The sequence below is a fragment of the Pseudoalteromonas sp. P1-11 genome, from assembly GCF_001399995.1.
Taxonomy (GTDB): Bacteria; Pseudomonadota; Gammaproteobacteria; order Enterobacterales; family Alteromonadaceae; genus Pseudoalteromonas; species Pseudoalteromonas atlantica.
Window position 1 is genome coordinate 83,804 of the sequence record NZ_LJSP01000005.1, and the last position, 15,110, is coordinate 98,913.

A 15,110-nucleotide genomic window follows, 5' to 3' on the forward strand; every position below is an offset into this window, starting at 1 on the left:
CCTATTTAGCCTTAATGAAAATTAAGCTTTTAACTTGTAATAAAAATATATTAGGCGCCAAAATTATATTCGACAAAACAGCTTGGCTCGCCTGCGCTAATACTGCTGATATTGCAGCCCCTACAATACCATAACGGGGTATTAAGATGAGGTTACATATAATACATATACATAAACCAACTAGAGTTTTTGCAAGTGCTAACTTTCCTTTACCTTCAAGAACCATCCAAATAGTTTGTGCTATCCCCATATTAATAAAGAGGTTAGTAAAAACATGAATTGCTAATACTTCACTAGATGATCTATAAACCTCCCCATATAGGAAAACAATCAGATATTCTGCAAAAAAATAAAATGGAATACAGATTAACCAACCAAATACAGCATAACCAAAAAACAACTTTTTAATCCATTGCTGGTACTGCGGCTCTGATTCAGCTTTTTTTCGCGTAATGAAAGGAGTTATAGTTTTTTGGATAATAACTGGGATAAATGAAAGCTGGGATGATATAGCTACACCAGCCGCATAAAAACCTAGTGATTCCGGAGACGTTAAGTTTTTTATAAGTAATTGGTCAACGCGCATATAAAGTACGACTGATAGGCCTGATAGTAGGTAAGGCCAAGACTCTCTAAGCAATTTAACAGTCAATTTTTTTGATACTGTCCAACTGAGGAAAGTATTATTTTGGTAATACATAATAATTAAAGCTAGTGCAGCAAAAACCATCTCTAAGCCAACAAAAAGAGCGAAGTAAATAATATCCTGCTCAGTAATAATTAAAAATATTCTACCAATATTTACAATACTGTAGGCTATCAATTTGGCTACCACAGATTTTTTATTAAGAGATTGACTTTGAAACCATAGCTCTAAAATATCCATACTCTGGAAAAATAGCGTAATACCAGCAAGAGCTATTAACAAAGTTAGATTAGGCCCCTCAAAGCAATAGAATAAACTAACGGCCAATAAATACGATAACCCTCCCGAAATCAACTTAATAAAGAAAGCAGTTCCTATTATTTCTTCGCTTTCTTTAGGGTTTAATGAAAGCTCTCTGACGACAATTCCGTCTAGCCCTGCGCGTGAAAGTGTTTGGAAAAAAATTAAGGCTGAAATGACGTATGCCAACTCTCCAAAGCTAGCTGGCCCTAAATATCGAGCAATCCAGACACTTACAAGCATACCTAACCCAATTCGATAAAATTTATCAAAGAGCAACCAGGCTGAATTAGAAATGAAAGATTTTATATTTGCACTAAGCTGCATTAGCGGGCACTTTTATTAAAGATTTTATTTAAAATACGGCTAATTCTTCTTTTTATATAGATAGTAAAATCATTTACATGAATATACTTTAAAGAAAATGCATTTGGCTTATGGGCTGTTCTCGATAGCTTAACCAGCTCATGGCTCGACAATGAAATAGTTTTTTTTATTGCATAAGGCTTGAAAGGGATACCGTGAATATTTGATTTAAATATTATCGAATTTACGCCCTCATTATTTTTGACAAACTGATATTGCTCTTTATCCTGCTGAGACTCTATCGGACAAAAATAAAAAACATTATTAATAAATTTATTTATGTTAATATATTTATAATCCCGCTCATCATACAGCAGCTTATTTTTCACTTCATCTTTTTGTACTTTAGTAAGATCAAACTGTCCAGCAAAACATAAGCTGTGCTTTGCCCCAACTAAAGCTCCAAATAGAGCAGCTGCATACCCTCCTGCACTAGAGCCTATAAATACAGCATCATATCCATCACACAACTCTTTTAACAAGCTTTTTACTTTATCCACAGAGTTGTACTGCTCGCTAATACCTGCAATATACCACTGCTTATACAAATCCCTTAACAATATAACCCTAGAATAAGAAGACTTAGGGATTATATTTTCCCATTCATAGCGATCATTATCTATTGTTTTAGATAGTTCTAAATCAGTATTTGGAAAGTATAACCCATTACTTGAAAAGCATACTAAACACTTTTTATTATTAACATAAGGGTTATCAATAACCTTATAGTTATTATACTTTCTATACTCTGGCAGTTTTTCTAACCCAAACTGCTCAGATAAATACCCAGGCATACGAAGTCCTTTTTAACTTAGTGGTTAATTTAAATATAAAATTATAATGAATAGTCAATGCGTAAAGTAGATAACCAAAAAAACTTTCATATGACTGCTTGCAAGGCAATGACGCAATATTTTACCATCTAATACAAGTAAATATAACTAAAAACACTTTATAAGTGACTCAATTCAACTTGGTTTTAATACTTTTGGACATGATGTGGCATCTACCTTTGCTCTAAGAACTAATAACAATAAGATAATCAGCTGGTAAGAGGTAGCAATACTTGCTGAAAACATCATTGATAGAAAGAAATATAGAGTTAAAAAATTAATCCATTTTTGACTATCCGGTAGTTTCCAAGCTTTAATAACTGTAAAAGAGGCTAATAATAAAACTATAATTATCCCAACTAAGCCGGTCGACATTGCCAGTTCCAAAAATAAATTATGTGGATAATAATTATGTGCTTGCTCTAATAAGCTACCGCCAAAAAAAATATTATCAGTAAATATATCAATTGCTGACATATATTGTTCTAGTCGAATTCCTACTGACATGTAACCTGCATCAGAGGTTGGATTAAACCTTGCTAAGGCTGGAGCTATGGCAATTATATCTTGAACAAACCTTATAAAAACAGCTATAAAGAAAAGAAATACCCCGCCTAGAGCTATCTTAACCTTCGTAGAGGATCTAAATAAGAAAAACATAAATAAACATAATAACAAAGCTAGTAAAGGCCCTCTAGAACCGGACAATATCATTAAATAAAGTGATAAAAAAATGTGTATTAATTTAATGAAAATCTTAATATTAGAATTTGCGGCTATAATAATCCCAGCACCTAAGTAGAGTGCTATAGATATTGGGTTTAACCTTTCAAACCCAAGTCTTCCTGGTTCTGAAAATGGAAGGAGAGTAAACAATAATAAAATAAAAAACAAAGAGTACTTAAAAAACACTTGCTTCAAATACTCTAAATGAGCTTTATTAAGGTCGAATGCAATTAAAACTATAGGTATTAGTAATAAAATAAACAGATTTTGAAAGTAATAAAAAAATGTAAAAAAGCTGTTTTCAAATCCGTTAGCAAAATAAATTAACACACGTAAAATATACGCAATAAGACAAAAGAATAAGAAAACATGAGCTCGAGTGTAAGTAACTTTAAGCCTAGAAAAACATATTACTAAAATTATTGTAACTACAGTAACTAAACGAAATAATTGTGTTATAAATGGCACTGGAAGAACGGAGCCTATAAGCCCAAAGATTTGATAACCAATTAAATGCGTTACAATAGCAAATAATATAACCTTTTCCGATTTACGCAAATCCACTTTGTTAGCAGTTAACAAGCTATACCCCTAAAGAGTACTTTTTGAACGTCGAGTAAAAAAACGAATAAACACCCACATAAGCGATAAGCTCCCCCCACAAAATGCCCCAACGACTACAATAATTAAACGTTTAGGAGAGGACTTAACTTGTGGTACTGTAGCTGGAACTACTGTCTTGAATAAGTATGCATCACTTACCTCAGCCAGCATTAATGTTTGGGTCTGACTTTCAATCATATTGTAAAATACAACTTGCATATCAGTAACTGGCGTTTGAGAAATTTTTGACTTTAAATAATCAATATTCTTTTTAGACTCACTCATGTCCTTTTTTTGATAGAAACTATTAATCTCTTGCTTTAAAAGGTCAACCCATTCTTTAGCTATATTAGGAGAGTAGTGGGTAAAAGAAATTGTTAACATTCCTGTTTCATCATCTAAAGAAATAGACAACATCTCTTTTATTACTTTATAAGTTTCCCAACTAGTAGGCTCAGGGTCTGTATCAGTCTCATCAATATTAATCCAGCTATTATCCTTGGGATTATAAACCTCTTGGTCATAAACTAGCTCGTTGGATAAACTATCCCAGCTTTTTACTCCCATAATTAACGGCTTTAAGTTGTACTTATTATAGAAGCTCTCTAAAAAGGGCCAACTTTTGATAAGTTCCATTGCTTGATAAACTCTACTGCTATCCCCGCCACCCAAATTTATTCCTGCCATAGCTGCTAAACCACTATATTGAGAGGCTAACCCTGATAAACCACTCTTTGACTCACTCTTCGCTGGAGTCAATACTAACTGAGCTGTGTATTTATTTGGGAGACTCAATGAGTAAATTACAGACCCAATTACAAAAGTTACTGTGATCAAAATAACTTTCCATTTATCCAACCACAAAGCAGCTGCTAGCTCTTTTAGACTAATCACCTCATCATTTGATATTAAGTTATCAGCATTTTCCATAAACTTTCTCTTTTTTGTTAGCTGTTAAAGCTGCCTAAAGCTAAGACAGCTTTACATAATGTATGACTGTCTATATGCCTAAAGTGTTGCTATTGCAGCCACTGCTACACCTAGTTGGTAAAGTATTTGTGTGGCGGTGCTCCAAAGCGTGAGCTTATCCATATGGTCAGCATTTAAAGGCACTACAATTGTGTCACCGGCATCAAGCTGGTTATTACTTGACGCAAACCAACTACCCTTATCTGGAATTACAACTGAACCGTTGGCCTTGATTATGTAGATACTATCTTCATCGGCGCGATCTTTTAACCCACCACTAAGGTCGAGGTAATCTTCTAGACTAACCCCCGCTCTAAATAAATGAGAAGTAGAATAATTAACTTCCCCAATTACGCTGACTGAATCACGCTTGCTTGGTACATATAAAACATCGCCGTCTTGAAGGACTAAGTTTTGTTTGTTTTCAACAATAAGTGGTAAATCGATAACTAAACGCCCTACCGCTTCTACACTCGCTAAATCATTTAATAGCTTATTCATTTCATCATAAGAAAGTGAATTACTACTTACTGAATTTTGAAAGCTCTTTGATGCAATGTCACGACGTAACTCAGTTGATAAGCGAGCTAGCTGTTGTTGCTCTTGTTCTTTAATTGAGGCACGGGTGAATATAGCTGCTTTTTGTTCGGCAAACTCAGAAAAGCCGCCTGCGCGCTCTAAAAGCTCTGTGAGTGTTTCGCCGCGGCGAATTGTGTATGTACCTGGGAACCTTAATTCACCTTTAAGTTCTACTTTTACGTTTTCTTGCCAATTTGGGATGGCGAATACGTTAATGCTGTCTTTGCTTTGGAGTTTAATATTGCTTTGCAAATCTCCACGCATCGCATTTTCAAGGTCTAAACGTAAGTGCTCTATTTTTGACGAATCGCTTGCAACAATACGCGTAATTTCAGCCTGCTTTACGTAGGCAGATTCTAGCAAGCCACCTGCAGCGGTTACTAAATCACGAACTTCACCGCCTACAACTAACGGATATACACCAGGAAAAGTAACATTACCACTAATTTCAACAACCTGAACAGCTTGATCAATTGTAGCTTGTAGTTTGAGCTTAGCTAAAAAGGACGCTAAAAGGTTATGCCGACTAAATAAGGCGTATGTATCAGATTCAGCTTCAAGTTTGGTATTGTTTTGCGTTAAACCAATATATTTTTCAAACTCTTTTTGCTGGTATTTATGCCATTGCTCAGCCTTAAGCTGTTGTTCTTGCTGTTCTTGGCTAAGTGCCATGTTAGCAAGTGCTGATTTTTCAGCTTCTTTTTCTTCAAAGCGGCTAAATACTATTATTTTGTCATTAGCTTTTAATGCTAAGTTGTTTTCAGGGTTTTTAATAATGGCTTGTGCTACATCAAACTGGTGCGCTTCTATATCACCATTTATATTAATTTCGCGAATAACAAGGCCGTAGCTTAAATCTGCTTGTGGCAGTAAGTCTCCACGTACTGATTTTAAAACATCAGAAATACGCTTACCTTGATACCATTGATAATTCCCTGGGCGCGCTACAGCACCAATTAAGCTAATAGAGTTTTGGTATTGTGAGCTTACAGAATTAAAGCGTACACGGTCGCCATCTTGCGGGATGTAGTTAATTTGTGGCTTAGTAAAATCTACTGATAGCACTTCTTTGCGATCAAAATTGAAACGCTCTACCACGGCATTTTTAGCATAAGCACCGGCTTTAAGGCCCCCTGCCATAGTGAGTAACTGCTTAGCTGTTTCGCCTTTTTTAAGTTCAAATATTGCAGGGCGTTTAACTAAGCCATCTACAGCAACTTGGGCACCGACTGGTGGCACAAAAACAACATCACCAGGCTTTAATACTATGTCGTTGCTGCTGTCGCCATTGATTAGTAAATCGTAAAGGTCGAAATTTGCAACTGTTTTACCAGCGCGTTTTACTTGTATGTTACGCAGTGAAGCAATTTCAGACACACCACCACTTACAAACAAAGCATGCGATACGGTTGTTAAAGACGATACGCTGTAGCTGCCTGGTTTGTAGGCTTCACCTAATACAAGTATGCGCATACTACGTAGCTGACCTAGAGATACAAAGGTTTTTACACCTATCACTTCTTGCTCAACTTTTACTTTTATTAGTTCTTTAATTTCGGCAAAAGTTAAACCAGCTACTTCAACAGGACTTAAATCGGGAATGCTAATACGCCCTTCACGGTCGACAGTTACATCAAAACTCTCACTTTCTTTCCCGTAAAAGTTAATTTTTAGTTGATCCCCTGGACCTACTATATAAGTGTCAGGTACTGCTGCATTTTCACTTGGCATAAATGTGGTAGGTTCACCGGCAAAAAGCTCGTAGCCGTAAGGCTTTAATTCTTCTGTTTTTGGCTTAAAACGCTCTTCGTCAGTTAAGTCTTCTTGTTCTTTTTCTGCGCGTTCGCCGATAGTTGACTGCTGCTCATTTGAGTTTTCGTCATTTGATTGATTAGCGCCGGTGATCGTAGAAATATCTACACCGTATTGTTTCGCTAGGGCTTCTTGCTGGGCTCTTGGCAATTTTTTAAATTGCTCAATTTGTGAGGCTGTTGGCGTAAATGCCATGGTACTAAAACTACAAAGTAGAATAAAAGCACTAAAAAATTGTGTAAAAACTTTCACGAGTAGGTATATCCCTAGGTCTACAACCAAAATTGGTGGCTATAATACATTAAATCTAAACAAATAAAAAAGGGACTTTCGTCCCTTTTGTCACTTAAATGTCATTAAATACGGTTTTTGGTTAAAAACTGTAAACTAACGTTAATGACGTCTCTGTATCTGTGCTTTCTTCGTCATCAGCAACATCTGAGTTGTTGGTAACATTAAAAGCGACTTTCATTTGCAGCGAGCCATTTATTTTTGCTAGCAATGCAGTTTCTGAACGCGTTTTGGTGTTTGAATCACCGTACTCAACTGATACAAGTTGAGTAAAACGTGCACTGTCTGAAATCTGCCAGTTGTAATCAAGTTTACCTAAAGCAATTACTTCACTGTCGCTTTCGCCTGCAAGTAGGTTACCGTCGTCATCAACTTGCGTGCTATCGTCAGAGTATTCAAAAAATTTGTAACCCGGACCAAACTCTGCATTTAACCACATATCTGGTTGGTCAATTAAACGTAAGCCGTAACCCGCAGAAATTACAGATTCAGTTCTATACGCCCCAAAGTAGTCTGAAACGTGTGAACCATAAATGAACAAATGAGAATTCTTTTCATTTAATTTGTAATTACCTTGCGCAGATGCAGAGTACTTTTCGTTCGTACGCTGTTTGTCTTTGTCGCCGTTGTCATCCTCTACTTCATCTTCTTTATAGATGCCGTCGATTTTGTACTCGTTATTCCAGTTTTCTAGGTGATGTAATACCTTTAAACCGCCTTTTAACGTTGTAGTTTCAGTGTTACCACTAGTGACAATAGCACCTAGCTCGCTTGTTACTTCCCACGTTTTTTTCTCTGCGTCTTCAGCGAAGGCGTTAGTTGCAGCAGCTGCTGCAACTAAAAGTGTTAAAAGCTTTAATTTCATTAAAAATAACCTATTTAATCCTAAAAATTATACTAACTCGCTTAATTAAGTAATCTATTTTGAGGCTGGAAAAACGTGTTGATAGCCAGGCAAAAAATTCGCTATTTAGTTGTTCTAAATGAAAATTTTTTAACGCAGATAGCGACACGTTTAACCCCGCAAAATGATTAAGTATTATTGCGGATTTGTATTAGTCTTGCTTGTGTAAATGTACATCCATTTGTGGAAATGGGATTGTAATGTCTGCATCATCTAATGCAATTTTAATGTTCTCTAATAATGCCCAGTACGTTGGCCAGTAATCACCAGAGTTTACCCAAGGACGCACAATAAAGTTTACGCTTGAGTCTGCAAGTTCAGAAACTGCAACAGTGTATGCTGGATCTTTAAGTAAACGAGTCTCTGCGTCAAGTACTGACTGTAATACTTCTTTTGTTTTACGCAAGTCAGCATCGTAACCTACACCAATTACTAAATCGATACGGCGAGTAGACTCACGCGAGAAGTTAGTAATAGCACCAGACATAATTTGTGAATTTGGTACGATAATTACTTTATTATCTGGAGTGCGAAGCTCTGTAGAGAATATTTCAATTTTTTTAACTGTGCCCATTTTACCTCCAGCTTCTACAAACTCACCTGATTTAAATGGACGAAGTAATATAATAAGTACGCCAGATGCAAAGTTAGACAGCGAACCTTGCAGCGCTAAACCAACAGCTAGGCCAGCCGCACCTAAAATAGCAATAAACGAGGTTGTTTCTATACCGATTTGCGAAAGTGCCATTAAAATAGTGGCAGCAAATACGATGGCATAAACTATACTCGATACAAATGAGCCTACAGCTTTATCAACTTTCTTTTTATCGAATGTTTTTTCTGTTAAACCTGCACAAAACTTGGCAATACGGCTACCAAGTAAAAAGATAACAAGCGCAATAACTGCTTGAATACCGTAGTGTAAAATTAGGCCTGAGTTTTCGTTTAGCCAGGTAAGTATTGAATCCATAGTAACTCCAAATAGTTTTTATTAAGCAATTTCCCGCAAGTGAGTATACATTAATTTACATTTTATTCTCATCAAATAGTAAATTATCACTACAAAATAGTTTTTATTGTCAGCGCTATTACGCTACACACTCTTTATGAACCTTTACTGATAGTAGGCAATTTTATGAAATATTTATTTTTTTTGATTTTTTTTAATTTTAGGCTTCACAACATTTATAATATTATGTATTATGCGCGCCACACCAAACGAGGTGTGTAGTGGCGGTTGTAGCTCAGTTGGTAGAGCCCCGGATTGTGATTCCGGTTGTCGCGGGTTCAAGCCCCGTCAATCGCCCCATTTTTTCTCTTCTTATTTTTTCACATAAACTTCCTAGCAATATTTAAAATAAATTATTAATTTATTACCCTCAAAGAAATAACTTTTCACACACCCATTTTTATTAATTTTTGTTTTTAAATACGTTTTAAAATAGCATCCAATCTAAAGTGCGTTTAGATTTTTATTAAAAATGTATCGAAGTAATACTATAACAATAGGCGAGTTTGAAACTGCGGTATAATTAAAAATGCTTATCGAGGGCGTGGAGTTTAGTGATCAAGCTATAAAAAATGCCACCTTGCGGTGGCATTTACACACGGGTTATTTCTACAAGTAGAAATTCTTTTTATTTTTGATTATTTTTAAACAAAAATTATGCCGTAAATGTAGCACTAAGGCCTATATCTAGCAATAAAAAGGTAACCTGTAGTTATAGATCACTTAATTAAGCAAATTGGTATTAGTAACCTAAACCGTGCTGGGTAACCAATTTTTCATGGTTTCTGGTGTCATCGTTTTTAAACTTTGATACACACGTACTTTTCTTCAAGGTATTCATCAAGCCCTTGATGGCCGCCTTCTCGGCCTAAGCCTGATTGCTTAACTCCACCAAACGGTGCCACAGGGTTAGATATAACCCCTTCGTTAACACCAACCATGCCAAACTCAAGCCCTTCGCTAATACGATAAATCTGCTTGATATTTTGACTGTAAAAATAAGCCGCTAAGCCATATGGAACATCGTTAGCAAGGGCTAGTACTTCGCTTTCTTCATCAAAAGGAATAACCGTTAATACCGGGCCAAATACTTCTTCGTGGTATATATCCATTTCGGTCGTTACGTTAGTAACAATAAGCGGGTTTTGAAAGCTGCCGCCTAAGTCGCCGTTATCCCCTATTAGGTCTGCGCCTTTATCAAGTGCATCTTGCACAAGCTGCTGCACTTTTTCTTTCGCTTTTGGGTAAATAAGGGGGCCAATGTCTACGTCCTCTTCAAACCCATTGGCTACTTTTAATGCGGCTACTTTAGGCGTAATTTTACTCAGCACTTCATCTAAAATACTGCGCTGAATAAAAATGCGGTTTGCGGCTACACATGCTTGGCCACTGTTTCTAAACTTAGCCGCCATGAGGCCTTCGATTGCTTCGTCTATATCGGCGTTATCAAAAATAATAAAGGGGGCGTTTCCGCCAAGTTCCATGGAGGTACGTTTAATCGTACCCGCACACTGAGAAAGTAACTGCTTGCCTACGCCTGTTGAACCTGTAAAAGTAAATTTGCGCACCACTTCTGAGTCTGTAAGTATTTGTCCGACTGTTTTTGCGTCTTGCGAAATCAGTACGTTAAAAGCTCCTTTTACAAACCCGGCTTGATCGGCAAGGTATGCCAACGCCAAAGCACATAAAGGTGTATATTCAGAAGGTTTTAGCACAAAGCTACAGCCTGCAGCGTATGCTGGCGCCACTTTACGTGTCACCATCGCAACCGGAAAGTTCCAAGGAGTAATGCCAGCCACAACGCCTACAGGTTGTTTAAAGCTCGTTAATCTATGTTTATCGTCGGTTGGGGGGATCACATCGCCGTAACTGCGTTTAGCTTCTTCTGCAAACCATTTTATAAACCCAGCGCCATAGTCTATTTCACCTAACGACTCTTTAAGCGGTTTACCTTGCTCTTTTGTCATTAGCTCAGCAAGCGTTTGCTTGTGTTTTATTACCAGCTCATACCAACGCATTAGCGTATTACTTCGCTCAGTGGCATTGGTTGATTTTAACTTAACAAACGCACCTTGCGCTGCCTTTATTGCGCTATTAACGCCTTGCTCGTCTATATCACTTACTTCAACAATACTTTTTTCGGTCGCGGGGTCGTCAACGCTAAAACGTTTATTGGTTTTATAAAATTCACCATTAATAAACGAGTCACAAAAAATTAGATTACTCAAAATAGACCTCCGAAATAGTTTTATGGGTTAGGTAAAACTCGTAGCAGCGGGTTTAGCCAAAAGCGATAATTCCTTGACTGTAATTGACCAGTAAAACGTGATCACTTTAGATCTAGGCCTATTTTAAAAACGCGACATAAAGTCGCTGCTACGTGCTTATACAATCTCTTAAACAAAAAAGCCGCTGTAAAAAACAGCGGCTTTTAAAAAATTCTCGTTAATTAAAAACTAGTGCTCTTCATTAACGATATTGAGATTGTACTTAGGTATTTCAACCACTAAGTCTTCATCTCTAATAACTGCTTGGCATCCTAAGCGAGATTCTGACTCTAAGCCCCATGCTTTATCTAGCATGTCGTCTTCTAGCTCATCGCTTTCATCTAGTGAGTCAAAGCCTTCGCGGATCACTAAATGGCATGTAGTACATGCACACGATTTTTCACATGCGTGTGGAATGCTAATGCCGTTTTTAAGGGCCACATCAAGGACTGTTTCGCCCGCAGGCGCTTCAAGTGCTGCACCGTCAGGACATAATTCCGGATGGGGAAGAAAAATAATTTGTGGCATTCTAACCTCTTTAAACGTTGTCTACTGACTGCCCTGTAAGGGCCTTTTTAATTGATGCATCCATTCTGCGCGAGGCAAAATCGCTGCTAGCGTTATCTACTTTTTCAATTGCGGCTTTAATTTCACCTGGTTGCTGTGCGGTCTCGCGCACTTTAGCAAGCTCGCTTATTTCAGCTTTTAAATTAGCAAGTTGAATATCGTCGAGCAAGTCACCGTCGCTAGCAAGTGACGCCTCTAGTGCTTCTATAACACGTAGCGCTTCTACTTGTTGCTCTTTAAGCATACGTGCTTGCATGTCGTCTTTAGCGTTACTCATTGACTCTTTAAGCATGTTAGCTACTTGGTCATCAGATAAGCCAAACGATGGTTTAACTTGGATTTCAGCTTGCACACCCGTTGATTTTTCCATTGCTGATACACTTAATAAGCCATCGGCATCCACTTTAAAGGTAACACGAATATGTGCAGCACCTGCTGCCATAGCCGGTATACCTTTTAAGCTAAATTTAGCCAGCGAGCGGCAATCGTCAACCAGTTCGCGCTCACCTTGTAGCACATGTAAAGACATTGCCGTTTGGCCGTCTTTAAAGGTAGTAAATTCTTGCGCACGAGCAACAGGAATAGTGGTATTACGCGGAATTATTTTTTCAACTAACCCACCCATCGTTTCAAGGCCAAGTGACAGTGGCAATACATCAAGTAATAGCATGTCAGAATCGGGTTTATTACCTACTAATACATCAGCTTGTAATGCGGCACCTAGTGCAACAACACGATCCGGGTCGATTGATGTTAGCGGCTCTTTTTCAAAAAACCCTTCAACTTGGCTGCGAACCAGTGGCATGCGAGTTGAACCGCCTACCATTACAACTTGCAGCACTTCTTCGTTTTCGATGCCAGCATCTTTTACTGCACGACGACACGAGCGAAGTGTTTTTTTAACAAGTGGCATAGCCAGCTCGTCAAAAGTTTCGCGTGTCACTTCTACGGTGTGTTTTTGCTCGTCAAATTCAAGCACTACATTTACTTTTGCATACTGGCTTAGCGCTTCTTTACAGGCTTTTGCTTTATTAATAAATAAGCGAAGCACAGAAGGCGATAATGCCGAAATACCGGTTTGCTGCTTAAAGTAATCAACTAATAGCGAATCGAAATCATCGCCACCTAAGCTTGAATCACCGCCAGTTGCCATTACTTCAAACACACCTTGGTGTAAGCGAAGTATAGAAATATCAAAGGTGCCGCCGCCTAAATCGTAAACAGCAATGATACCTTCTTGGCCCGAGTCTAACCCGTAAGCGACTGCCGCAGCGGTTGGCTCGTTTAATAAACGTAATACGTTAATGCCAGCAAGTTCGGCTGCATCTTTAGTGCTTTGGCGCTGTGCGTCATCAAAGTACGCAGGCACAGTAATTACTGCTCCTAAAATGTCTTGATTACCAAAGCTTTGCTCTGCACGCGCTTTTAGAGCCGCTAAAATATGGCTAGAGGCTTTAACAGGGCTGATTTTTCCGGCATCGGTTTGAATGGCAAGCGAGCCGTTATCTTCACAAAATTGGTAAGGTAATTGGCCGTAGCTTTGCTCTATTTCGGCTTGGGTTTTACCTAAAAAACGCTTAACTGAAATAAGGGTATTGGCTGGGTCTTGTGTTGCAGCTTGTGCAGCATCGGTGCCTACCGTGATGCCGCCAGCTTGGTAACGCACAACCGATGGCAACATGGCTGCACCAAGGTCATCTGTTAATGTGCGGGCTTCGCCACTTTGTACCGTTGCAACCAATGAATTAGTGGTACCTAGGTCAATACCTATTGCTAATTTGTGTTCATGTGGTGCCGCGCTCTGCCCCGGCTCAGCAATTTGCAATAATGCCATAATGCTCTTTAAACTCGTGTTGCTCGCTTTACAGCAAGTAATTAATCGTCAAATAAACTGTCTTCAATACGCTCAAGTTCGTCTTCTAATTTATATACAAACTTTAATTTGCGAATGTTGTCAGCAGCTTGTTGATATTGCGCCTCGTCGTTACTTGCAAGTTGCTCGGCAAGTTCATTACTGTATTGGATTTTTAATTGCTTTATTTGTGATTCAAAATTGGCGATAGCGGCTTCAGGATTACTTGCTGAAGCGAGCTCTTCAAGCTCTTCACGCAGTTCCATTTGCTGCATTAAGAACATTGGATCTTGCAGTGTTTGTTGCTCAGCTCGAATATCAACACCTAGTTCGCTGAGCATATATTCAGCTCGTTTTACTGGGTGTTTTAGCGTTTGTAGCGCATCGTTAATTTCAGCGGTACTTTGTACGGCCATTAACTTATCACGGCTGCTCGCATTAGCGTGGCGATCGGGATGCACTGCGCGCTGCAGCTCTAGGTAATGCTTATTTATTGTTGCCAAGTCAATGTTGTAATCAACTGGTATTGCAAATAACTCAAAGTAACGCATAGCTTCAACCAATAAAATTTAGAAATACAAATTTCACAAATAACAAAGCCCTACAATTACTGGCAGGGCTTAAAAATACTACAAAGGTAGCTGAGCTTAAACAGTAAAGCTTTCGCCACAACCACACTCGTCGGCTTGGTTAGGGTTATTAAATTTAAACCCTTCATTTAAGCCTTCTTTGGTGTAGTCAAGCTCAGTGCCGTCAATGTAAACCAAGCTTTTAGCGTCAACAATTAAGGTAACGCCTTTAGCTTTAAAGGTTTCATCGTCTTCGTTAAGCTCATCAACAAACTCGAGTACATAAGCAAGACCTGAACAGCCCGTCGTTTTAATGCCAACGCGCAGGCCTAAACCTTTACCGCGGTTTGCTAAAAATGATTGTACGCGGTTTGCTGCCGCATCTGTCAATGTCACTGCCATGAATTTCTCTTACTTCGCTTGTTTGCTTTTGTAATCAGCAATTGCTGCTTGAATTGCATCTTCAGCTAAAATTGAACAGTGAATTTTCACTGGTGGTAATTCAAGCTCTGCACTGATATCAGTGTTTTTAATAGTTGATGCTTCGTCTAGTGTTTTGCCTTTCACCCACTCTGTTACAAGTGATGATGAAGCAATTGCACTGCCGCAACCGTATGTTTTAAATTTTGCATCTTCAATAACGCCTTCAGACGATACTTTAATTTGCAATTTCATTACGTCACCACATGCTGGTGCGCCAACCATACCCGTTGCCACTGACGGATCATTTTTGTCTAAAACACCAACGTTACGTGGGTTTTCTACGTGGTCGATTACTTTATCACTATAAGCCATAATTCTATCCTCATTACCTGCT

General features: G+C 38.2%; 13 protein-coding genes and 1 tRNA gene. 1 reads left to right on the forward strand and 13 read right to left on the reverse strand.

What is annotated here, in order from left to right:
* Nucleotide 1 precedes the first annotated feature (1 nt).
* From AN390_RS10885 to AN390_RS10915, 7 genes are all read right to left on the reverse strand, one after another.
* Complete coding sequence (locus AN390_RS10885) at nucleotides 2-1,273, reverse strand: flippase (RefSeq protein WP_055254518.1); 1,272 nt, start codon at nucleotides 1,271-1,273, stop codon at nucleotides 2-4.
* Nucleotides 1,273-2,106, reverse strand: coding sequence for a hypothetical protein (locus AN390_RS10890; RefSeq protein WP_055254520.1), 834 nt, complete (start codon nucleotides 2,104-2,106; stop codon nucleotides 1,273-1,275). The genes AN390_RS10885 and AN390_RS10890 overlap by 1 nt, the downstream gene beginning before the upstream one ends.
* A gap of 174 nt (nucleotides 2,107-2,280) precedes the next feature.
* On the reverse strand, nucleotides 2,281-3,453 hold the full coding sequence (locus AN390_RS10895; protein ID WP_055254522.1) for an O-antigen ligase: 1,173 nt from the start codon (nucleotides 3,451-3,453) through the stop codon (nucleotides 2,281-2,283).
* 9 nt (nucleotides 3,454-3,462) lie between these two features.
* Complete coding sequence (locus tag AN390_RS10900) at nucleotides 3,463-4,404, reverse strand: Wzz/FepE/Etk N-terminal domain-containing protein (protein WP_055254524.1); 942 nt, start codon at nucleotides 4,402-4,404, stop codon at nucleotides 3,463-3,465.
* A 78-nt stretch (nucleotides 4,405-4,482) separates the two neighbouring features.
* Nucleotides 4,483-7,086, reverse strand: a complete 2,604-nt coding sequence (locus AN390_RS10905) for an SLBB domain-containing protein (RefSeq protein WP_055254525.1) — start codon at nucleotides 7,084-7,086, stop codon at nucleotides 4,483-4,485.
* Between the two features lie 121 nt (nucleotides 7,087-7,207).
* Complete coding sequence (locus AN390_RS10910; protein WP_055254527.1) at nucleotides 7,208-7,990, reverse strand: YdiY family protein; 783 nt, start codon at nucleotides 7,988-7,990, stop codon at nucleotides 7,208-7,210.
* Between the two features lie 190 nt (nucleotides 7,991-8,180).
* Complete coding sequence (locus AN390_RS10915; RefSeq protein ID WP_024032471.1) at nucleotides 8,181-8,999, reverse strand: mechanosensitive ion channel family protein; 819 nt, start codon at nucleotides 8,997-8,999, stop codon at nucleotides 8,181-8,183.
* A gap of 263 nt (nucleotides 9,000-9,262) precedes the next feature.
* Between AN390_RS10915 and AN390_RS10920 the strand changes: the two genes are divergently transcribed.
* A tRNA-His gene (locus AN390_RS10920) sits at nucleotides 9,263-9,338 on the forward strand.
* Between the two features lie 500 nt (nucleotides 9,339-9,838).
* Here AN390_RS10920 and AN390_RS10925 read toward each other — a convergent pair.
* The 6 genes from AN390_RS10925 to iscU all read right to left on the reverse strand — a co-directional run bounded on the left by AN390_RS10925 (nucleotide 9,839) and on the right by iscU (nucleotide 15,088).
* Nucleotides 9,839-11,266, reverse strand: a complete 1,428-nt coding sequence (locus AN390_RS10925) for an NAD-dependent succinate-semialdehyde dehydrogenase (RefSeq protein WP_055254530.1) — start codon at nucleotides 11,264-11,266, stop codon at nucleotides 9,839-9,841.
* 228 nt (nucleotides 11,267-11,494) lie between these two features.
* Nucleotides 11,495-11,833 carry an ISC system 2Fe-2S type ferredoxin gene (fdx, locus tag AN390_RS10930; protein ID WP_004585776.1) on the reverse strand — a complete coding sequence of 113 codons (339 nt, stop codon included), beginning with the start codon at nucleotides 11,831-11,833 and terminating at the stop codon, nucleotides 11,495-11,497.
* 10 nt (nucleotides 11,834-11,843) lie between these two features.
* A complete protein-coding gene (gene hscA / locus AN390_RS10935) occupies nucleotides 11,844-13,706 on the reverse strand; it encodes a Fe-S protein assembly chaperone HscA (protein WP_055254532.1) in 1,863 nt (620 codons plus the stop codon).
* Between the two features lie 41 nt (nucleotides 13,707-13,747).
* The gene (gene hscB / locus AN390_RS10940; protein WP_004585774.1) at nucleotides 13,748-14,275 is read right to left on the reverse strand and encodes a co-chaperone HscB; all 528 of its coding nucleotides are present in this window, start codon (nucleotides 14,273-14,275) and stop codon (nucleotides 13,748-13,750) included.
* A gap of 96 nt (nucleotides 14,276-14,371) precedes the next feature.
* Nucleotides 14,372-14,695 carry an iron-sulfur cluster assembly protein IscA gene (gene iscA / locus AN390_RS10945; RefSeq protein WP_004585773.1) on the reverse strand — a complete coding sequence of 108 codons (324 nt, stop codon included), beginning with the start codon at nucleotides 14,693-14,695 and terminating at the stop codon, nucleotides 14,372-14,374.
* Nucleotides 14,696-14,704: 9 nt separating this feature from the next.
* Nucleotides 14,705-15,088, reverse strand: a complete 384-nt coding sequence (gene iscU, locus AN390_RS10950) for a Fe-S cluster assembly scaffold IscU (protein WP_004585772.1) — start codon at nucleotides 15,086-15,088, stop codon at nucleotides 14,705-14,707.
* Nucleotides 15,089-15,110 lie beyond the last annotated feature (22 nt).